The organism is Brachybacterium sp. AOP43-C2-M15, from assembly GCF_052446295.1.
Classification (GTDB): Bacteria; Actinomycetota; Actinomycetes; order Actinomycetales; family Dermabacteraceae; genus Brachybacterium.
Genome location: NZ_JBQSWB010000003.1, coordinates 246,167 through 264,944, shown reverse-complemented (window position 1 = coordinate 264,944; position 18,778 = coordinate 246,167). Strand labels below are relative to the sequence as shown.

The window sequence follows — 18,778 nt, the reverse complement described above, 5'->3', positions numbered from 1 at the left end:
CGGGCCCTCCTGGTCGTTCGGTGACGATCAGAACGATGGCAAGAGGCGATGAGCCGACGATGAGTCGCCGATGAGGGGACTCTCATGCGATGCCTCGTGGGCATGACCTGGAACGATGAGGGAGCCGGAGGCCTCAGCCGGGGCGCTGCTCCTCGGCCGGGCGTGCGGCGAGGGCGGCCAGCTGCGCGGCACGGTCCCGGATCGCGGCGCGGGAGGCGCTGTCGGCCGCGACGGCACGGACCACCTGCGCCATCGCGACCGCGGCGTCGTCCATCAGCCGGTACCCCTCCGCGGAGGCGGCATGGGCGGCGAACTCCCGGGTGTGCAGCGCGCCGTCCGCACCGGTGATGCCGACGAAGGGATGCAGGGAGGGCAGCCGCTGGGAGACGTTGCCCATGTCGGTCGAGGCGGCCATGACGCCGAGCGATCCCTCCAGCGGCCTGCCCAGCCTCCGCATCGCCGCGTTCCAGGCGGTCCCGAGCACCTCGTCCTGGAGCAGCGGCTCGTAGATCGGCTCGGTCGTCGTGATCTCCAGGGAGGCACCGGTCGCGACGGCGCCCGCCTCGAGGCACGAGAAGAGCCGGCCGCGCAGCTCCTCGAACTCGGGCATCGTCAGCGCCCGGCACTCGAGGTCGACCACGGCGGTCTCGGGGACGATGTTGGTGACCCCGGACTGCTGCGGGACCAGGGCGAGGCGCTGGCCGTCCTTCACCCGCTGGCGCAGCAGACCGGCGGCGACCTGGGCGATCACGGCGGCGTCGTTGGCGTTGATCCCGTCGGTCGGATTCGCGGCCGCATGGGCGCCGCGGCCGGTGTAGGTCGCGCGCCAGCGGCCGACGGACTGGCTGGTCGAGCCGAGCACGTCGTAGGTGCCCGTGTGCGGGGTGGGATGGCTCATCAGCGACAGGTGCACGCCGTCGAAAGCGCCGCGGTCCAGCAGCAGCTGCTTGCCGCCGCCGTGCTCCTCGGCCGGGGTGCCGATGACGTGCAGGGTCAGATCGAGCGCGTCGAGGTGCCCGCGCAGGGCGAGGGCCGCGCCGATCGAGGCGCCGGCGATGAGGTTGTGCCCGCAGCCGTGGCCGATGCCGGGCAGTGCGTCGTACTCGACGCACAGCGCGGCGACCAGGCTCCCGGTGCCGGCGCTCGCGCGGAAGGCGGTGGGCAGATCGGCGATGCCGCGCTCGACGGCGAAGCCCGCGGCCTCGAGCAGGTCGGCGCAGCGGTCGTGGGCGCGATGCTCCTCGAAGGCGGTCTCCGGCTCGGCGTGGATCGCGCGGGCGAGAGCGTGCACGTCCTCGCGGCGGGCCGCGTAGGCGGCGGCGAGTGCCGCGTCCTCAGAGGCGGGCGCGGCGGGGTGCGGGAGAGCGGCGTCGTCGGTCACGCCCCGATCCTGGCACGAGGTCGGGGCCGCTCACGCCCCGGCGCGCAGCAGCGGCGGCATCAGGTAGGCGCCCTTCCCGGCCCGGTACAGGCGGGCGGGTCGGCCGCCGGTGGGGGCGGCGTGCCGGTCGAGCTCGTGGAGGAAGCCGTCGGTGCGGGTGGCCTTGCGGTGGAAGTTGCCGGCGTCCAGGGTCGTGCCCCACACGCTCTCGTAGACCCCGCGCAGCTGCGAGACGGTGAACTCCTCGGGCAGGAAGGTGACCGCGAGGGTCGTGTACTCGAGCTTGCTGCGGGCTCGCTCGATCGCGCAGTCGAGCACCGTGGCGTGGTCGAAGGCCAGCGCGACCTCGGTGAGGTCGGCGAGCGCCCACCAGCGGGCGTCGGCCACGTCGTCGCCGCGGCGGGGATCGGGCAGGTTCGCACCGAGGGCCATGAAGGCCACCGACACGACGTGCCCGCGCGGGTCGCGATCGGGGGCGCCGAAGGTCCGCACCTGCTCGAGGTGCACGGCGCCGCTGCCCAGCGAGGCCTCGTCGGCCAGGACCCGGTAGGCCGCGGCCTCGAGCTCCTCGCCGTGCTCGATGAAGCCGCCGGGCAGCGCCCAGGCCCCGCGGTGGGGCTCGTCGTCGCGCTGGATCAGCAGGACGCTGAGCGCCCCCTCCCGGAGGGTGAGGACGACGAGGTCGACGGCGACGTGGATCTCGGATGCGGAGGATGGCATGTGTCCACGATATGCCCGGTTATGGTCACGCTGACACCAACCGCGAGGCGACTCACAGGTAGCCGTCGACCGTGCGGTCGGGGCTCAGCCCTTCAGCCAGCGGTCCCACTTGTCCGGCTGGTGCTCGGCCTCGACCAGCCGCACCGTGCCGGAGGTCGAGCGCATCACGATCGACTCGGTGATGATGCGGTGGTGCTGGTAGCGCACGCCGCGCAGCAGGTCGCCGTCCGTGATGCCGGTGGCGGCGAAGTAGCAGTTGTCGGAGGTGACCAGGTCGCTCGTGGTCAGCACCCGGTCGAGGTCGTGCCCCGCGTCGAGCGCCTTCTGCTTCTCGGCGTCGTCGGTCGGGGCCAGGCGCCCCTGGATCATGCCGCCGGTGGCCTTGACGGCGCACGCGGCGATGATGCCCTCCGGGGTGCCGCCGGTGCCCAGCAGCATGTCCACGCCCGCGCCGCGGGCCGCCGCGATCGCCCCGGCCACGTCACCGTCCATGATGAACTTGACCCGCGCTCCGGCCTCGCGGATCTCCTGGACCAGCGACTCGTGGCGGGCGCGCTCGAGGACGCACACGGTGACCTGGTGGACCGGCTTGTCCAGCGCCTTGGCGACCAGCTTGATGTTCTGCTCGACGGGCAGGCGCAGGTCCACGAACTCGGCCGCTTCGGGGCCCACCACCATCTTCTCCATGTAGAACACGGCCGAGGGGTCGTACATGCTCCCCTTCTCCGCGACCGCGAAGACCGCCAGGGCGTTGTTGTAGCCCATGGCGGTCAGCCGGGTGCCGTCGATCGGGTCCACGGCGACGTCGACGTCGGGGCCGGTGCCGTCGCCCACGGTCTCGCCGTTGAACAGCATCGGGGCCTCGTCCTTCTCCCCCTCGCCGATGACCACGGTGCCGTTCATGCGCACCGTGTCCATGAAGGAGCGCATCGCGTCGACCGCCGCGCCGTCGGCCCGGTTCTTGTCGCCGGCGCCCACCCAGCGGCCGCCCGCGATGGCGGCGGCCTCGGTGACGCGGACCAGTTCGAGCGCGAGGTTGCGGTCGGGGGCGGTGGGGGCAGGGGTGGTCATGGGGTCTCCCTCGTGTCGTGGACGGTATCGGGGGCCGGACCTGCCGAGTCGACAGGCCGATCATCGCCTGACGTGCGTCTCCGACTGTACCCGGGCCCCCGTCACCCCACCGCCCGTGCGCTCACACGCTCAGGACGTCCTCCGCCTTCCCGCTGCGGGCGCTCTCGTAGGCGGCGAGGATGATGCCGAGCACCGCGATGCCCTCCGCCTCGGTGTTCAGGGGCCGGCGCCCGGTCTCGAGGCACTCCACGAAGTCGGCGATCTCGGCCGCGAAGGTGTCGATCGGCTCGTGCTCGATGACCTGCTCCTCCTCGCCGCGCAGCTTGATGCGCAGCGTGGTGCCGTCGGAGCTCAGCGACCCCTTCTCCCCCACCACCGAGAAGCGGTCGGTGCCGGGGGCGGCGTCGTAGGCCCAGGAGGTGACCAGCTGGCCCACGCTGCCGTTGTCGAAGCGCACCAGCACCTGCGCGGAGTCCTCCCCCTCCATGAAGGTCAGGCGGTGGGTGGACATCATCGCGAAGGCGGAGACGGGCACCCCGCCGGAGAGGTGCATCAGCAGGTAGGTCGGGTGGTAACCGGTGTCGATGTACTCGCCGCCGCCCGAGGTGGCGGTGTGGGCGCGCCAGCCCATGGAGTCGGGGTCGAAGTCGTTGTAGAAGGAGTCGGTGGTGCGCACCTCGTACACGGTGCCCAGCGTCCCGGACTCGAGGGCCCGCTTCGCCGAGGCGACGGCCGGCATGAACAGCTGGTTGTGGGCGCACATCAGGGTCACGCCGGCCTTCGCGACGGCGTCGCGCACCTCCGCGGCCTCCTCGGCGCTCAGGCACAGCGGCTTCTCGCACAGGATGTGCTTGCCGGCCTCGGCGGCGGCCACGATCGCGACCTTGTGCAGGTGATGGGGCAGGCAGATGTCGACGGCGTCGACCTCGGGATCCTTGACCAGATCGAGGAAGTCGGAGTAGCCCGTGGCGCCGGTCTCGGCGGTGCGGGCGGCGACGGCCTCGGGGTTCGCGTCGGCGACGGCGACCACGCGCACGCGGTCCGGGATCGCGGCGTAGCCCTTGAGGTGGGCGTTGGCGATGCCGCCGGCGCCGATGAGGCCGATGCGGACGGGCAGGGTGACGGTCATGGGGGGAGCTCCTGGTGGATGAGCGGGCGGTGGGGTGGTCGGGGGTGCGGGACGATCGGGCGACCGGCCGACGCGATGGCCGACGGGGGTCCGACGGGATGGCCGACGGGATGGTGCGCCGGTCGGAAGGCGCGCCGGTCGGTTCGGGGCGCCGGCGGGGCGCTCAGCCGGTGGCCGTGCTGTGCGCGGCGTCGGCGTTGGCGGCGCTGACCAGGGCGGTCAGAGCGCGGGCGCGGTCGAGGTTCTCCTGGGTGCGGCCACCGGCGAGGATCGCCTCGACCCACTGGGCGAAGGGCGCCGGGCCGTCGGCGGGCACCGCGATCTCCTCCCAGCCGGCGGAGGTTCCCAGGTGCAGGGAGGATCCGTCCGCGCCGTCCAGGCCGTAGAGCACGGACCCCTCGGTGCCGTGCACCTCGATGCTGAAGGGGCTCGACGGGGTGACGAAGCCGGTCTCGATCACGCCGATCGCGCCGTCGGGCGTGGTGACGGTGACCGAGGCGTTGTCCTCGACGCCGCGGCCGGTCTGGTCGGTGTAGCTGGCGCGGACCGAGCTCGCCTCCGCGCCCAGGATCAGCTGGGTGAGGTAGACGGGGTGGGCGGCGAGGTCCGCGAAGGCGCCGCCGACGGCCTCGGCCGGGTCGTAGAAGCGGGCGGGCAGCCAGTCGCGGGTGGAGCCGTCATGGGCCAGCCGCACGCGTGAGTAGGTGAGCCGTCCCAGCCGCCCGGAGTCGAGGATCTCGCGCAGGGCCAGGGTGTAGCCGTGGGACAGGCGCGGCAGCGAGACGGTCAGGGTCACCCCCGCCTCCTCGGCGGCGGAGGTCAGCTCGTCGCACTCGGCCACCGTGGGCGCGAGCAGCTTCTCGGTGAAGATGTGCTTGCCCGCGGCGATCACGGCGCCGAGGATGTCACGATGCACCGTGGTCGCGGTGGTGACGGTGACGCCGTCGAGGTCGTCCCGGGCCAGCAGCGCGTCGAGGTCGGGGAGGAACTCGCTGCCCAGCGCCGCGGCGAGCTCGCGCCCGCGCTCGGCGTCGTCGTCCCAGACGCCGACGAGCTCGGTGTCGGGATGGTCGAGCACGGCGCGGCCGTACTCCTCGGCGTGGACGTGCCAGGCGCTGAGCACGGCGATCCGCAAGGGTGTCTGGGGCATGGGGGAGGCTCTCCTCGAAGGGCGCGGGTCCGGTTCGGGTCGGTGGGAGGCGTCGGACGGGTCGGGACGGACGAGTCGGGACGGACAGGTCGGAGCGACGACATCGGCGGAATCGGCCTGTGCCGACGCGTGGTGACGTACATTACTCATACCGATGGACTAATGGCAATGCGGTTCCCCGCGGGGATGCGCGGAGGAGGACGGGGTGGCGATGCGCGGGACGACGATGCTGGACCTGGGGGCCCGCAACGAGCTGATCGTCCTGGCCGCGATCCGGCATGCCCCCGACGGCACCTCGCAGTCCGAGGTGGTCCACCGCAGCGGCCTGTCCCGCCAGGCGGTCTCGCTGATCACGCGTCGGCTGCGGGAGCGGAGCCTGATCACCAGCGACGGCACGCTCGCGGGCAGCCGCGGGAAGCCGCGCACGGTGCTGCGGATCGTGCCCAGCGCCCTGCTCGCCGCGGGCATCCACCTGGATCCGTCGGGGATCTCGATCGTCGTGGTCGACCTGCTGGCCTCGGTGGTCACCCAGCGCTCGCTGGCGGCGCCCACGGACGACCCCACGGCGGACATCGCCCGGATCGCCGATGCGCTGACCGCCCTCCAGGAGGATCTGGGGGCGGCGGGATGGCGCACCCCCGACGGGCGGGAGGCGCGCGAGGCGATGCTCGGCATCGGGGTGGCCAGCCCCGGAGGGATCGACGTGCGCCGCGGCGTGGTGGTGAATCCGCCGTGGCTGCCGGGCTGGCGCGATGTGCCGCTGGTCGAGCAGCTCGAGCACGCGACCGGACTGCCGGTGGTGCTGGACAAGGACACCAACGCCGCGCTGACCGCGGAGACCTGGTCCGCGGCGCAGTCCCCGGACGAGACGGTGCTGTACATCTACGTGGGAGCCGGCGTCGGCTCGGCGGTGAGCACCGGCGGGCGCGTGCACCACGGCGCGGAGGCCCAGGCCGGCGAGATCGGCCACCTGCCCACGGGGCTCGAGGGCCCCGAGTGCGGCTGCGGCCGACGCGCCTGCCTGAGCAGGTTCACCGACGTCTCGATGATCCTGGGTGCGGCCGAGGAGCAGGGCATCCTGCCCGCCGACCCTCGCCGGAGCTCCGCGGAGCGGCTGCAGGACCTCGCCGCGGCCGCCGAGGCGGACCGGTCCGGCGCCGCGGCGCTGATCGAGGGCTACGGCATCGCGCTCGGCGAGGCGCTGCGCACCCTGATCGGGGTGCACGACCCGCACCGCCTGGTCCTCGGCGGTCCGCACTGGAGGGCGCTGGCCCCGTTCGCCCTGCCGAGGATCGAGGAGCGGGTGCGGCGGGACGCGCCCTCGCACCGGGTGCGGATCGATTCCTCCCATCTCGGCGACGGGGTGGCGGCGCTCGGCGCGGCGACCCTCTTCCTGCAGCGGGAGCTCTCCCCCGCCTCGCGCTGAGAGGAGCCACCGCCCGGAGCGGGGCGGTGGCTCGGACGGCGACGGCGGGGCGGTGGCTCAGACGGCGACGGCGGGGCGCTCGGCGGCGATCGCGCGGTCCCTGATCCCTGCGCGCAGGGCGACGAACAGGGCGATCAGGCCCGCCGTCAGGAGCATGTGGCCGAGCCCGGCGATGCCCGGGATCGCGGCGGTGGTCGTCGCGGGGTCCTGCCCGTCGAGGGTGAGGATGCCGCGCACGGCCTGCATCACCACGGTCACCAGCAGGCCGATGTTGTAGGCCCAGAAGAAGACCGTGAAGGAGCGGCGGCCCGAGAGGGAGAAGATCGCGTCGAGCGCGAGCACGATGAGGAACACCAGCATCCCCAGCGCCAGGAGGTGCGTGTGGAGGGTGCCGAGCTGCGAGTCGACCCCGAGGTTGTCGGTGGCCTTGGTGTACTCGCGGTAGAAGAGGCCCGAGAGGAGGCCGAGGATCATGTACGTGAAGGCGGTGCTGAGCAGTCGGTTCATGTCCTCGACTCTAGGAATCCCGGCACCCGGGCGTATCCACCGAATGATCGATCCTGGGATCGTCCCCTCGTCCGGCGGGCACCCGCCCGGCCCCCCTCGACCCGTGCGGACACCGCTGCCCGGGCATAGGCTTCTCCACGGCACCGCCGCTGGGGCGGCGCCGCTCCCCCGACTCCGCGAGGTCATGCCATGAAGCAGTTCACCATGCCGCACACCGAGATCACCGCCCCGAACGTGGTGCTCGGGCTGATGCGCATCGCCGAGAAGTCCGACGACGAGATCCGCACCCTGGTCCGCTCCGCGCGCGACGCGGGCATCGACTTCTTCGACCACGCCGACATCTACGGCGGCCAGGTGCATCGCTGCGAGGAGCGCTTCGCCGAGGCGCTGCAGCTGAGCCCCTCGGAGCGGGAGCAGGTCACGATCCAGTCCAAGGCGGGGATCGTCACCGACGGGCCGCACTTCGACTACTCCTACGAGCACCTGGTCGAGTCCGTCGAGGGCTCGCTGAGGGCGCTGCGCACCGACCACCTCGACATCCTGCTGCTGCACCGCCCGGACGCCCTGGTGGAGCCCGAGGAGGTGGCCCGCGCCTTCGACGAGCTGCATGCGGCCGGGAAGGTGACGCACTTCGGCGTCTCCAACCACACGCCACGGCAGATCGACCTGCTGCAGAAGCACGTGGACCAGCCGATCGTGGCGAACCAGCTGCAGCTGTCGATCACCCACTCCACCATCATCGCCCAGGGCGTGGCCGCGAACATGCAGGGCACCGACCAGGCGATCGTCCGCGACGGCGGCGGGATCCTCGACTACTGCCGCCTGCACGACATCACGGTGCAGGCCTGGTCCCCCTTCCAGGCCGGGTTCTTCGACGGAGTGTTCCTGGGCCACCCCGAGCACGCCGAGCTCAACGCCGTCATCGACCGCCTGGCCGCGAAGTACGAGGTCACACCCGAGGGGATCGCGACCGCGTGGATCACGCGCCATCCCGCGCAGATGCAGGTGGTGCTCGGTACCACCACCCCGCAGCGGGTCGTCGACTCCGCGGCGGGCTCCGAGGTGCCCCTCACCCGCGCCGAGTGGTACGAGCTGTTCCGCGCCGCCGGGTGGATCGTGCCCTGAGCACCCCACGCCGGTCCGGGGCACCGCACGGCAACGATTCCCTCGGGACGGCGACGGCGGCCACGATGACCAGGACTCTCGATCCCACATGCCGCACCGCAGCGGCGAGGAGGCACAGCACATGTCCCAGCGACGCATCGGACTGGTCGGCTACGGGGACGTGTCGATCGTCCACGTCGGGGCGATCGAGGCGATCGACGGTCTCGAGCTGGTCGGCATCGCCGACACCGATCCCGCGGCCCGGGAGCGGGCGGCGGCGGAGACCTCGCTGCCCGTGCACTCGTCGGTCGAAGAGCTGATCGAGGCGCTGAGGCCGGACGCCGTGCACGTGACCACACCGCACGACCAGCACGTCGACCCGTCCCTCGCCGCCCTGGAGCGCGGCGTGCACGTGCTGCAGGAGAAGCCGCTCGCCCACACCCTCGCCGAGGGCGAGCGCCTGGTCGAGGCGCTCGGCTCCCTGCGCGCCGCGCGGGCCGACGGCGGCGCGGGCGCGCCGAAGATCGGGATCTGCTTCCAGAACCGCTACAACCGCGGCAGCCAGGAGCTCGCGCGGCTGCTGGCGGGCGGCGAGCTGGGCGAGATGCGCGGGGCCTGGGCCTCGGTGGTGTGGACGCGGACGGCGCAGTACTACGAGGCCAAGCCGTGGCGCGGCCGCTGGGAGACCGCGGGCGGCGGCCTGCTCATCAACCAGGCGATCCACACCCTGGACCTCGTGCAGTGGCTGCTGGGGCCGGTCGAGCGCACCGAGGGCCTGGTCTCCCAGAGGAAGTTCGCGGGCGTCACCGAAGTCGAGGACACCGCGGATCTGGTGCTGCACCACGCCTCCGGGGTGACCACCACCTTCTACGCGACGCTCACCGCGCCCGCGGCCCGGCCGGTGGAGTTCGAGGTGGAGACCGAGAAAGCCTCTCTCGAGGTGCGCTCGGGCGGCGTCGGCGGCCTCACCGTGCGCTGGAAGGACGGTCGGGTGGACACCTTCTCGGACCGGGTCGCCGCGCCGGGCGGCCGCGCCTACTGGGGCGTCTCCCACGAGGAGCTGATCCGCGACTTCCACGCGTCCCTCGACGACCCCGAGCCGTTCTGGATCGGGCCCGGCGAGGCGATGGCCTCGCTGCGGATCCTCACGGACGCATACCGCGCCAGCGGCGTCGGGAGCTGACACCGGGGGGCCGGGGCCTGCCGGCGCGCCGGGCCGCCGCCGAGTACGCGCGCGCGACGTCGCCCGCCTTCCCGGGACAGGGAGGCGGGCGACGTCGCGCGCTGCCGGGACGTCAGATGACGGAGCGGCCCTCGGCGCGGGCCTCCTTGACGTCCTTGGCGAAGCCGCGGGCGATGGTGATCAGGATGGCGAGCACGAGCACGGGCCACATGAGCACGTAGGCGGTCAGGAGAGCGGTCATGGCGTTCCTTCCTCGGAGGGTCGAATCGGTGCCGGGGCGGGGGACGGCATCCCTCCCCGGCGGGCCGGATCAGCGGCCGGTGGGCACCGGGTCGGTGCTGGGCGGGGTCCCGTCGGCGTCGTCGAGCGGGCCGGGCGCGGCGGCGGCATCGGTCTCCTCGTCGAAGTCTCCGGTGACCCTGCGGATCACCGAGAAGTCGAAGTCCTGGCTCGAGCGGACGCTCATGAGGTAGCAGACCAGGAACGAGACCGAGTAGGCCACGAGCGAGCCGGAGAGGGTCTCGTAGTCGCGCAGGAACCCGAACCCGAAGGGCAGCACGGCGATCGTGGCGAGGGAGCCGATGATCACGGCGGGGCGCAGTCCGAAGAATCCGAAGCTCATGATGCCGAGCACCACGCCCACGCCCACGATCGCGAGCAGCTCCACGAACAGCGCCCACACCCCCGTCAGCGGGATCAGCGCGAAGCGCACGGGCAGGAAGACGACCAGCGCGGCGATCACGGAGACGGTGAACGCCGAGTTGGTGACCTTCTTCCAGTAGAAGGAGGCGATCACGGGGAACACCAGGCAGCCCCAGAGGGCGCCGACGAACACCAGCAGGTCCAGGATGTTGAACCGGGCGGTGGCGAAGAACAGCGCCGCGGCGGTGGCCACGATCATCGTGATCCGGCCGATCAGCAGCATGAGCTTGGGGTTCGCGTTCTTGCGGCCGACGGACTGGCCGTAGATGTCGGTCATGACGATCGAGCTGAGCGCCGACAGGTCCGAGTCCGCGGTCGAGGACAGCGAGCCGATGATCATGATGAAGGCGAGCGCGATCAGCGCCACCGGCAGGTAGGTGCCGACCATCTGCGGCATGAGGTTGTTGACGTCCCCGCCCATGGGCTCGATACCCAGGTACAGCGCCATCACCCCGAGCATGCCGATGCCGATCACGGTCGCGCCGTAGCCGATGGTGGCGGTGACGAAGGTGGGCTTGATGAGGTCCTCGCGCACGGCGAAGAGCCGCTGCGCGATGGTCTGGTTGCCGATCGCGTAGGCGAGCACGGCCGCGATGTACGGAGCGCCCTGGTTCATGAACGCGTCCGAGGAGAAGAAGCTCCCCTGCTGCGGAGTGACGTTGCCGCCGGCGACGCCGGTCTCGAACATCGCCGGGCCGCCGACGACGAAGAACACCGTCGGGATGATGATGACGGCCGCGCCGAGCATGGCCATGACCTGCGCGAAGTCGGTGAGCACGGAGGCGCGGAAGCCCGACCACAGGGTGTACAGCAGCACACCGCCCGCGATGATGACGATGCCCGCGCCGAAGCTCATCGGGGAGAGCATCGCGATGAGCGCGCCGCCGGCGATGAAGTTGGACGTCAGGGAGATGACCGAGCCGAGCACGTTGGAGCCGGCGAGCATCAGCTGCGAGGAGCGGCCGTGGCGGGCGTACATGACCTCGGCGAGGGTGTGCGCCTTGGGCGCGACCTTCCGGATCCTCTTGCCGAAGGGGTAGATGAACAGGATCATCAGCGCGCCCCAGAGCCCGTAGTGGATGGGGCCGGAGACGCCGTAGGTGTAGCCGGCGGTCACCGAGGCGTACATCGAGGACGCCCAGATCCAGGTGGCGGTCATGGAGGCGGCGGAGACGCCGAATCCGATGCGGTTCCCCGCGGTCATGTAGTCGTCGGCGTTCTCCTTCCTGCGGGAGATCGCGACCGACATCCACATCGTGCCGCCGTAGAACAGCAGCAGGAGGAGGATGACGCCGACGGTCCCGAGCTGGGAGATGTCCCCTGTGGGCGAGGGCGGCACTGAACGTCCTTTCTTCGCGGGCAATCCGGTCTCGTGCGCAGGTCGGCCGCAGGGCAGCGCGGGACGCACTGCACTCGGGGTGGTGCCCCACGATGGGCCGACCGGCGATCGACCCTCGGGGCGCGTGCCGTCCGACATCGCCCGGGCGATGCCTCGCATCTGCTCCGGGGACGTGCACCCAGGAGGGTGTGCACGGCGACGGCGTCGGCGGGGGCGGCGGCCTCTCGGCGCTCCGCCCCACGCATCGAACGCGCAGGGGGTCGCATCGATACTCGCACAGTCGACGGCCCGTTACTACCTCGTCGGTAACATCCCGATAACAAGTGCAGGTCACAGCTTCAGAAGAGATTGTCGGACAGTCCGATCGGAGGAGTGGCAGAACGGCCGTCCGGGCCGTCGCATAGACATGCACACTCCGCCGGGGCGCGCCCGCCGCCGGGGAGGACCTCCGGACGAACCGCAGGACGGACCCCCGGTCGAACCCCGGGGCGGGACTCCCCTATCGTCGGATCCATGACCCGCATCGGCATCGTGACCACCCGCCCCTCGTCCTTCACCGCCGCGGATCCGGAGCGGGACTCCACGCCTCTGGTGGCCGCGCTGCGGGAGCGCGGGGTGGACGCGGATGCGCTGGTGTGGCGCGATCCGGAGGTGGACTGGGCCGGGTACGACCTGCTGGTGATCCGCAGTCCCTGGGACTACGTCGAGCGGCCGGCCGAGTTCGACGCCTGGCTGTCGGAGGCCGGAGGGCTCACCCGCGTGCTCAACGAGCCCGAGCTGGTGCGGTGGAACATGGACAAGCGCTACCTCGAGCAGCTGGCGACGGAGGGGATCGCGGTCGTCCCCACCACCTACCACCGCGAGGAGGCCTCCCTCGTCGCCGCGCTGGAGCGGACAGCCGCGGACGGGCCGGCGGCCGGAGGCGCGCAGCCCGGCGCGATCGGGCGGGCCGCGGACGGGCCGGGCGCGACGGAGGAGTCGACCGCCTCGTCGCAGCACGTGGTGCTGAAGCCGGCCGTCGGCGCCGGCTCCCAGCGCACGGGCCTGTTCGCCCCCGACGACCCCGCCGCCCTCGAGCTCGGTCGCCGCATCCTCTCCGACGGCGGGACCGTGCTGCTGCAGCCCGAGGTGCCCGAGCTCTCCGACGGACGCGAGAGGGCGCTCTACGCGATCGACGGCCGCTTCACCCACGCGATCGCCAAGGGAGCCCTGCTGGCCCGCGGCGGCGGGCTGCGCGGCGGCGTGTACCGGGAGAACCCCGTGACGATCACGGCGACGGGGCGGGAGCGGGCCTTCGCCGAGCGCGTGTTCGCCGCGATCGCCCGGGTGACGGGCCTCGGGACCCCGCTGTACGGCCGGATCGACACCGTCGACTCCGCCGAGCACGGCCTGGTGCTGCTCGAGGCCGAGCTGTTCGAGCCGACCTTCAACCTGCACCTGGCCCCCGAGGTCACGGACGTGTTCGCGGACGCGATCCTGGCGCGGGCCTGACCGACCGCACCCCGGTCCGCGCGCCGCCCTCCGCACGGCCGCACTGCCGCGCCGTCGGGCCTCCATGCCTCCATGCCTCCATGCCGCCATGCCGCCATGCCGCCGGATGAAAAGAATTAACGTCCAGATCGCCGCCGAAGGGGTATCTTTTCACACGGAGGTCACTGCGCGGTCACCTCGGCCCCGCAGGCTGACACCCTCACCTCCGGACGTCGAAAGGCCCGCCATGTCTGCCGAGCACTGCCCTCCCCCCGTCCCGCCCACGGCCGCCCGCTCCACTCGCCGCACCTTCCTGGGCCTCGCCGGCGCGCTCGGCGCCGTCGGCCTCTCCGCCTGCGCGACCTCGGGCGCTCCCGGCGCCGACGCGGAGGACTCCGCCGCCCCCACCAGCCCCGAGAACCCCTTCGGCGTCTCCGGCGGCGCGCTGAACGCCTTCGTCTTCGACGGCGGCGGCGGGGTGCCGCACCTGGACTTCACCGAGGAGCAGTTCCTCGAGAAGCACCCGGAGGTCGAGACCGACATCGTCCGCGCCGAGGATCTCAGCACCCTGCAGCCGCGGTTCGTGGGCGGCACACCCCCGGACCTGTTCCAGAACTCCGGCGCCGGCTCCCTGGACATCACCTCGCTCACCGCCAACGACCAGCTCGCCTCCCTCGAGGACCTCCTGGCCGCCCCCAGCTGGGACGATCCGGAGATCACCGTCGAGGAGTCGCTGAACCCCGGTGTGCGCGAGGCCGGGATCGTGGACGGCCAGCTGGTGGGGCTGAACACCGCCCAGTACGCCTGGGGCATCTGGCGCGACGCCGCCCTGTTCGAGGAGAAGGGCTGGGAATGGCCCACCACCTGGGACGAGCTGATGAGCCTCTCCGCCGACATCAAGGCCGACGGCATCTACCCCTGGGCGTTCACCGGTATGCACGCCAACTACTTCGACGAGGGCGTGTTCGTGCCGCTGGCGGCCAAGATCGGCGGCCAGGACGTCTGGAGGGCCGTCGACGACCTCGAGGACGGCGCCTGGCAGCAGGACGCGATCCGTGAGGCCGCCGAGGCCGTCCTCCAGCTGCGCACCGACGACCTGATCCTCCCCGGCGTCGCCCAGATGACCCACGTGCAGTCGCAGACGGCCTGGCTGAACCACGAGGCCGCGCTCATCCCCGTCGGCGCCTGGCTCGAGAACGAGATGCGCTCGGCGATCCCCGAGGGCTTCCGGATGACCGCCGCCGCGCTGCCCTCCCCCGATCCGGAGCGCGCCGACCTGACCCCGAACAACCCCGGTGCCGGCTGGTTCGTCCCCGCGGCGGCCGCGCACCGCCCCGCCGCCTTCGAGTTCCTGCGCGCGCTGCTGTCCAAGGACTCCGCCCGCCACTACGCCGAGCAGACCAACAGCGTGACCATGGTCGCCGGCGCCCACGACGACCAGCAGCTCAGCGAGGCCTTCACGACGATCACCGACATGATCGAGCGCTCGAACCGGGTCGAGCCCTGGCAGGTCGTCAGGTTCCCCACCTGGTACCCGTCCCTGGCGGAGGAGACCCGCGCCGCGCTGATGGCGCTGATCCTCGGCGACCTCGACGTGGACGGCTTCCTCACCCGCTGCCAGACGAAGGCCGACCAGGTCGCCGACGACGACGCGATCGCGAAGCAGACCCGCTGATGCACCAGCGCGGACGGTGGTGGCTGATCATCGCCTTCATCACCCCGGGCCTGGTCCTGTACACGGTGTTCGTGCTCTCGAGCTTCGCGCAGGGGGTGCAGATCTCGTTCACGAACTGGACCGGGTACACGCCCACGCTGGAGTACATCGGGCTGGACAACTACGTGCGGCTGGTCCGGGACGGCAGCTGGTGGCGGGCGGTCACCCACAACGCCGTGCTGCTGGTGGTGATCCCCGTGGTCACGCTGGGGCTGGCGCTGCTGTTCGCCACCCTCATCACCCGCGGCGGCTCCGGCAGCCTCCGCGCCACCCGCGGGGCGGGGGCCTACCGCGTGCTGTTCTTCTTCCCGCAGGTGGTGCCGGTGGTGATCATCGGCATCATGTTCAGCTACCTCTACGCCTCCCGGGGCGGCCTGCTGGACGGGCTGCTGCGCATGGTGGGCACCGACGTGCTGTCGGTGGTGCCCAACGGACCGCTGGGCAATCCCCGCACCATCCTCCTGGCGATCGCGCTGGCGGCGGTGTGGTCCTCCGTCGGCTTCTACATGGTGCTGTTCCTCTCGGCGATGAGCGGGGTGCCCCAGGAGCTGTACGAGGCGGCGGCCCTGGACGGCGCGGGGCGCCTGCGCAGCTTCGCCCACGTCACGCTCCCGCTGATCTGGAGCCACGCGCAGACCGCGCTGATCTACCTGGGCATCGGCACCCTGGACTCGTACGCCCTGGTCGCGGTGATGTCGATGACCGGCACGGCGGCGGACTTCGGGGCCGACGTGATGTCCACGTACCTGTACCGCACCGCCTTCTCCTTCAACTCCCAGTTCGGCTACGCCTCGGCGATGGGCACCGTGATGATGCTCGCCTCCGTGGCCCTGGCCCTGCTCACCTACCGACTCACCAAGCGCGAGGAGCTCGAGTACTGATGTCCCTCTCCCCGCCCACCGACCTCGCGGGTGACACGCACCGCGACCCCGTCGGCTCCCCGGACCCCGCGCCCGATGTGCGGCCCCGCGCCCGTCGCGCCTCACCGCTGTCCTCGATCCCGCACCTGATGCTGCTGCCCTGGGCGCTCGTGGTGCTGGTGCCGCTGGCGTGGATCCTCGTCTCCTCGTTGAAGACCAACGAGGAGATCTACAACAATCCCTTCGGGCCGCCCGGCGAGCTGCGCCTGGGCGTCTACGTCGATGCCTGGCAGCAGGCGAACATCGGGGCGTTCTTCACCAACACCGTGATCGTGGTCAGCGGCGGAGTGGCGCTGACCATGCTGCTGTCGGTGATGACCGCCTACGTCATGGCGCGCTACCCGTTCCCCGGCAGCCGCGCACTGTACTGGCTGTACCTGGCGGGGATGACCTTCCCGGTGTTCCTCGCGATCGTGCCGCTGGTGCGGATCGTGCAGGCGCTGGGGCTGTTCGCCACGAACCTCGGCCTGGTGCTGGTCTACGCGGCGTTCTCGCTGCCGTTCTCGATCTTCTTCCTCACCGGCTTCTTCCGCAGCCTGCCCAAGGAGCTCTCGGAGGCGGCGTTCATCGACGGGGCCGGCCACTTCGGGGTGTTCTTCCGGATCATGCTGCCGCTGGCCCGTCCGGGCCTGGTCTCGATCGGGGTGTTCAACGTGCTGGGGCAGTGGAACCAGTTCCTGCTCCCCCAGGTGCTGAACCCCCAGCAGGACGAGGAGCGCTCGAACTTCGTGCTCAGCCAGGGCCTCGCCGCCCTCGCGCTCGGGGAGAACTACGAGACCTCGCCGACGTCGATGGCGCAGCTGTTCGCGGGGCTGATCATCTCCATGGTGCCGGTGCTGCTGCTGTACATCGTCTTCCAGCGGCAGGTGCAGCAGGGGCTGAGCGCCGGGGCCCTGAAATGAGCCGTCGGCTCCGCCGTGCCTGCTCTCCCGCTGGACCGGCGTCCCGCCCCGACGTGCCATGATGCCCAGCGACATGATGTCCGGCGAACGGGGCCCGGCCCCGACCGGGCACCCCCGACCAGGAAGGTCCCGCATGTCCTCGAACGATGCCGACGCGGCAGGGTCGCCGCGTCCGCCCGTGATGGCGCTGCTGCGCTCCTCGCTGCCCACCCTCCCGCCGCAGCTCCAGCAGCTGGCCCGGCTGGCCCTCGAGTCCCCGGCGGAGGTGGGGCGGATGACGATCACCGAGTACGCCGAGAGGGCGGGGGCCTCCGCGGCCTCTGTGACCCGGCTGTGCCGCGCGCTGGGGATCGAGAAGTTCACTCGGCTGCGCACCGAGCTGGTGCTCGCGGCCGAGCGCTCCGAGCAGCACGGCGAGCTGCGGGTCACCGGCGACATCACGGCCGAGACCCCGCTGCCGGATCTGGTCTCGAGCCTGGGGGTGCTCGCGTCGCGCTCCATGGAGGAGACCTCCCGCCTGCTGGACATGGAGGACTTCGGGACCGTCGTGCAGGCGCTCGGCGATGCCGGGCACGTCTTCGCGACGGGCGCCGGCTCCACCCATCTGATCGCGGTGTCCCTCGAGCACAAGCTGCGCAGCCTCGCGATCCCCGCCACCAGCTTCCACGACCCGCCGTCGGCCGTGATCGGCCTGGCCGCCTCCCGTCCCGGCGACGTGCTGATCGTCGTCTCCGAGACCGGCACCGAGAGCGAGACGGTCCCCCAACTCACCGAGGCGAAGCGCCGCGGCTGCCTCACCGTGCTGATCACCCGCCTGTCCGCCTCGCCCGCCGCCGAGGTGGCCGACCACGTGCTGCTCGCGGTGCAGGACAGCACCCCGATGCGCACGGGGACGCTCACCAGCCGGATCGCCGAGCTCTTCCTCGCCGACGCCCTGGTGAGCGGCGTGGTGGTGCGCCATCACGCACGGTCCCTCGAGGCGCTCGGCTCCGTGGAGGAGGCGCTCGAGCGCTACTGGTGAGCCCGCCTCGCCCCGGACACCACGACCCCGGCACCCGGCCCCCCGATCCCGACACCGCGACCCCCGACACCGCGACCCCGCTGCACCGCCCCGTCCCAGGAGTACCCATGACCACGCCCGCTGCGACCGCCTCGAACACCGCCGACCACGACGCGACGCCTCCCCTGCACGTCATGAGCTTCAACGCGCTGTTCCGCACCTCCTCGACGACCCCGGAGGACCCCGGCCACTGGGCTCGGCGCGCCCCCGCGATCGAGGCGCTGCTGGCCGCGGAGAGGCCCCACCTGCTGGGGATGCAGGAGATGCAGGAGGGGACCTTCGGTCCTGTCGAGGCGGGGCTCGGGCGCTCCTACCGCCGGATCGGGACGGCCACGCGGGGCGGCAGCGACGGGCTGATCAACCCGATCCTCTACGACGCCGAGCGGCTCGAGCTGCTGGGCTGGAACCAGTTCTGGCTCTCCGACCGTCCGCGGGAGATCGGCTCGGCGACCTGGGGCAATGCGGGTCCGCGGGTCGCGGTGTGGGCACGGTTCCGCGACCTCGCCACCGGCGGCGAGCTGGTGCACCTCAACACCCACCTCGATCACGTGATCACCCAGGCCAAGGTGAAGGGAGCCCAGCTGATCGCGGACCACCTGCTGCAGTTCCGCTACCTCCACCTGCCCACGATCACCACCGGCGACTTCAACTCGGTGGCCGCCGCCTCCCCCGCCTACACGGTGCTGGTCGAGGAGTTCGGCCTGCAGGACACCTGGCTCGCCGCCGAACGCCGGACCAGCCCGGGCTGGGGCACCTTCCCCCATTTCCAGGACGTCGAGGAATCCGAGTTCCGGATCGACTGGATCCTGGCGAGCCAGGACGTGCAGGTGCTGGACGCGTCGATCAACGCGATGCGGCCGGACGGGGTGTTCCCCAGCGACCACCTGCCCGTGCAGGCGCAGGTGCGGATGCCGGGGGCAGGGTCAGGGTCGGGGGGCTGACGGAGGACCCCCTTCGATCCCCGGTGAGCTGCCCGAGGACCATCGATGAGCCGATACGG

At 71.9% G+C, this 18,778-nt stretch carries 17 protein-coding genes; 9 read left to right on the top strand and 8 right to left on the bottom strand.

Features of this window, described 5'->3' with window-relative positions; all coding sequences use genetic code 11:
• Positions 1 to 133 precede the first annotated feature (133 nt).
• The 5 genes from ACT3SP_RS04975 to ACT3SP_RS04955 form a co-directional block, all read right to left on the bottom strand.
• On the bottom strand, positions 134 to 1,381 hold the full coding sequence (locus ACT3SP_RS04975) for a M20 family metallopeptidase (RefSeq protein WP_444586135.1): 1,248 nt from the start codon (positions 1,379 to 1,381) through the stop codon (positions 134 to 136).
• Between the two features lie 30 nt (positions 1,382 to 1,411).
• On the bottom strand, positions 1,412 to 2,101 hold the full coding sequence (locus ACT3SP_RS04970) for an NUDIX hydrolase (RefSeq protein WP_444586134.1): 690 nt from the start codon (positions 2,099 to 2,101) through the stop codon (positions 1,412 to 1,414).
• An 84-nt stretch (positions 2,102 to 2,185) separates the two neighbouring features.
• Positions 2,186 to 3,172 carry a class II fructose-bisphosphatase gene (gene glpX / locus ACT3SP_RS04965; RefSeq protein ID WP_444586133.1) on the bottom strand — a complete coding sequence of 329 codons (987 nt, stop codon included), beginning with the start codon at positions 3,170 to 3,172 and terminating at the stop codon, positions 2,186 to 2,188.
• 121 nt (positions 3,173 to 3,293) lie between these two features.
• A complete protein-coding gene (locus ACT3SP_RS04960; protein ID WP_444586132.1) occupies positions 3,294 to 4,301 on the bottom strand; it encodes a Gfo/Idh/MocA family protein in 1,008 nt (335 codons plus the stop codon).
• 163 nt (positions 4,302 to 4,464) lie between these two features.
• The gene (locus ACT3SP_RS04955; protein WP_444586131.1) at positions 4,465 to 5,451 is read right to left on the bottom strand and encodes a Gfo/Idh/MocA family protein; all 987 of its coding nucleotides are present in this window, start codon (positions 5,449 to 5,451) and stop codon (positions 4,465 to 4,467) included.
• Between the two features lie 211 nt (positions 5,452 to 5,662).
• On the opposite strand from ACT3SP_RS04955, the gene ACT3SP_RS04950 reads away from it, so the two are divergent.
• The gene (locus ACT3SP_RS04950) at positions 5,663 to 6,877 is read left to right on the top strand and encodes an ROK family protein (protein WP_444586198.1); all 1,215 of its coding nucleotides are present in this window, start codon (positions 5,663 to 5,665) and stop codon (positions 6,875 to 6,877) included.
• A gap of 57 nt (positions 6,878 to 6,934) precedes the next feature.
• On the opposite strand, the gene ACT3SP_RS04945 is transcribed toward ACT3SP_RS04950, so the two are convergent.
• Positions 6,935 to 7,384, bottom strand: a complete 450-nt coding sequence (locus ACT3SP_RS04945; RefSeq protein ID WP_444586130.1) for a DUF2871 domain-containing protein — start codon at positions 7,382 to 7,384, stop codon at positions 6,935 to 6,937.
• A 189-nt stretch (positions 7,385 to 7,573) separates the two neighbouring features.
• Between ACT3SP_RS04945 and ACT3SP_RS04940 the strand changes: the two genes are divergently transcribed.
• Both ACT3SP_RS04940 and ACT3SP_RS04935 read left to right on the top strand, forming a co-directional pair.
• Positions 7,574 to 8,509: an aldo/keto reductase gene (locus ACT3SP_RS04940; protein WP_444586129.1), complete on the top strand. Its 936-nt coding sequence runs from the start codon at positions 7,574 to 7,576 to the stop codon at positions 8,507 to 8,509.
• Between the two features lie 121 nt (positions 8,510 to 8,630).
• Positions 8,631 to 9,671 (top strand): Gfo/Idh/MocA family protein, encoded by a 1,041-nt coding sequence (locus ACT3SP_RS04935; protein WP_444586128.1) that lies wholly within the window; start codon positions 8,631 to 8,633, stop codon positions 9,669 to 9,671.
• A gap of 112 nt (positions 9,672 to 9,783) precedes the next feature.
• On the opposite strand, the gene ACT3SP_RS04930 is transcribed toward ACT3SP_RS04935, so the two are convergent.
• Both ACT3SP_RS04930 and ACT3SP_RS04925 read right to left on the bottom strand, forming a co-directional pair.
• The gene (locus ACT3SP_RS04930) at positions 9,784 to 9,912 is read right to left on the bottom strand and encodes a putative transporter small subunit (RefSeq protein WP_444586127.1); all 129 of its coding nucleotides are present in this window, start codon (positions 9,910 to 9,912) and stop codon (positions 9,784 to 9,786) included.
• A 69-nt stretch (positions 9,913 to 9,981) separates the two neighbouring features.
• Positions 9,982 to 11,712: a sodium:solute symporter family protein gene (locus ACT3SP_RS04925; RefSeq protein WP_444586126.1), complete on the bottom strand. Its 1,731-nt coding sequence runs from the start codon at positions 11,710 to 11,712 to the stop codon at positions 9,982 to 9,984.
• A gap of 513 nt (positions 11,713 to 12,225) precedes the next feature.
• Between ACT3SP_RS04925 and ACT3SP_RS04920 the strand changes: the two genes are divergently transcribed.
• The 6 genes from ACT3SP_RS04920 to ACT3SP_RS04895 all read left to right on the top strand — a co-directional run bounded on the left by ACT3SP_RS04920 (position 12,226) and on the right by ACT3SP_RS04895 (position 18,719).
• A complete protein-coding gene (locus ACT3SP_RS04920; protein ID WP_444586125.1) occupies positions 12,226 to 13,203 on the top strand; it encodes an ATP-grasp domain-containing protein in 978 nt (325 codons plus the stop codon).
• Positions 13,204 to 13,429: 226 nt separating this feature from the next.
• Complete coding sequence (gene ngcE, locus ACT3SP_RS04915; RefSeq protein ID WP_444586124.1) at positions 13,430 to 14,857, top strand: N-acetylglucosamine/diacetylchitobiose ABC transporter substrate-binding protein; 1,428 nt, start codon at positions 13,430 to 13,432, stop codon at positions 14,855 to 14,857.
• The gene (locus ACT3SP_RS04910; protein ID WP_444586123.1) at positions 14,857 to 15,777 is read left to right on the top strand and encodes a carbohydrate ABC transporter permease; all 921 of its coding nucleotides are present in this window, start codon (positions 14,857 to 14,859) and stop codon (positions 15,775 to 15,777) included. Before ngcE ends, ACT3SP_RS04910 begins: the two co-directional genes overlap by 1 nt.
• On the top strand, positions 15,777 to 16,718 hold the full coding sequence (locus ACT3SP_RS04905; RefSeq protein WP_444586122.1) for a carbohydrate ABC transporter permease: 942 nt from the start codon (positions 15,777 to 15,779) through the stop codon (positions 16,716 to 16,718). The genes ACT3SP_RS04910 and ACT3SP_RS04905 overlap by 1 nt, the downstream gene beginning before the upstream one ends.
• Before the next feature lie 133 nt (positions 16,719 to 16,851).
• Positions 16,852 to 17,739 carry a MurR/RpiR family transcriptional regulator gene (locus tag ACT3SP_RS04900; protein ID WP_444586121.1) on the top strand — a complete coding sequence of 296 codons (888 nt, stop codon included), beginning with the start codon at positions 16,852 to 16,854 and terminating at the stop codon, positions 17,737 to 17,739.
• 107 nt (positions 17,740 to 17,846) lie between these two features.
• The gene (locus ACT3SP_RS04895) at positions 17,847 to 18,719 is read left to right on the top strand and encodes an endonuclease/exonuclease/phosphatase family protein (RefSeq protein ID WP_444586120.1); all 873 of its coding nucleotides are present in this window, start codon (positions 17,847 to 17,849) and stop codon (positions 18,717 to 18,719) included.
• Positions 18,720 to 18,778 lie beyond the last annotated feature (59 nt).

What these genes read in the sequence shown, in the direction of transcription:
- ACT3SP_RS04970 (WP_444586134.1), bottom strand. Translation starts at nt 2,101, where the DNA reads ATGCCATCCTCCGCATCCGAGATCCACGTCGCCGTCGACCTCGTCGTC.
- glpX (WP_444586133.1), bottom strand. Translation starts at nt 3,172, where the DNA reads ATGACCACCCCTGCCCCCACCGCCCCCGACCGCAACCTCGCGCTCGAA.
- ACT3SP_RS04960 (WP_444586132.1), bottom strand. Translation starts at nt 4,301, where the DNA reads ATGACCGTCACCCTGCCCGTCCGCATCGGCCTCATCGGCGCCGGCGGC.
- ACT3SP_RS04955 (WP_444586131.1), bottom strand. Translation starts at nt 5,451, where the DNA reads ATGCCCCAGACACCCTTGCGGATCGCCGTGCTCAGCGCCTGGCACGTC.
- ACT3SP_RS04950 (WP_444586198.1), top strand. Translation starts at nt 5,663, where the DNA reads ATGCGCGGGACGACGATGCTGGACCTGGGGGCCCGCAACGAGCTGATC.
- ACT3SP_RS04945 (WP_444586130.1), bottom strand. Translation starts at nt 7,384, where the DNA reads ATGAACCGACTGCTCAGCACCGCCTTCACGTACATGATCCTCGGCCTC.
- ACT3SP_RS04940 (WP_444586129.1), top strand. Translation starts at nt 7,574, where the DNA reads ATGAAGCAGTTCACCATGCCGCACACCGAGATCACCGCCCCGAACGTG.
- ACT3SP_RS04935 (WP_444586128.1), top strand. Translation starts at nt 8,631, where the DNA reads ATGTCCCAGCGACGCATCGGACTGGTCGGCTACGGGGACGTGTCGATC.
- ACT3SP_RS04930 (WP_444586127.1), bottom strand. Translation starts at nt 9,912, where the DNA reads ATGACCGCTCTCCTGACCGCCTACGTGCTCATGTGGCCCGTGCTCGTG.
- ACT3SP_RS04920 (WP_444586125.1), top strand. Translation starts at nt 12,226, where the DNA reads ATGACCCGCATCGGCATCGTGACCACCCGCCCCTCGTCCTTCACCGCC.
- ngcE (WP_444586124.1), top strand. Translation starts at nt 13,430, where the DNA reads ATGTCTGCCGAGCACTGCCCTCCCCCCGTCCCGCCCACGGCCGCCCGC.
- ACT3SP_RS04910 (WP_444586123.1), top strand. Translation starts at nt 14,857, where the DNA reads ATGCACCAGCGCGGACGGTGGTGGCTGATCATCGCCTTCATCACCCCG.
- ACT3SP_RS04905 (WP_444586122.1), top strand. Translation starts at nt 15,777, where the DNA reads ATGTCCCTCTCCCCGCCCACCGACCTCGCGGGTGACACGCACCGCGAC.
- ACT3SP_RS04900 (WP_444586121.1), top strand. Translation starts at nt 16,852, where the DNA reads ATGTCCTCGAACGATGCCGACGCGGCAGGGTCGCCGCGTCCGCCCGTG.
- ACT3SP_RS04895 (WP_444586120.1), top strand. Translation starts at nt 17,847, where the DNA reads ATGACCACGCCCGCTGCGACCGCCTCGAACACCGCCGACCACGACGCG.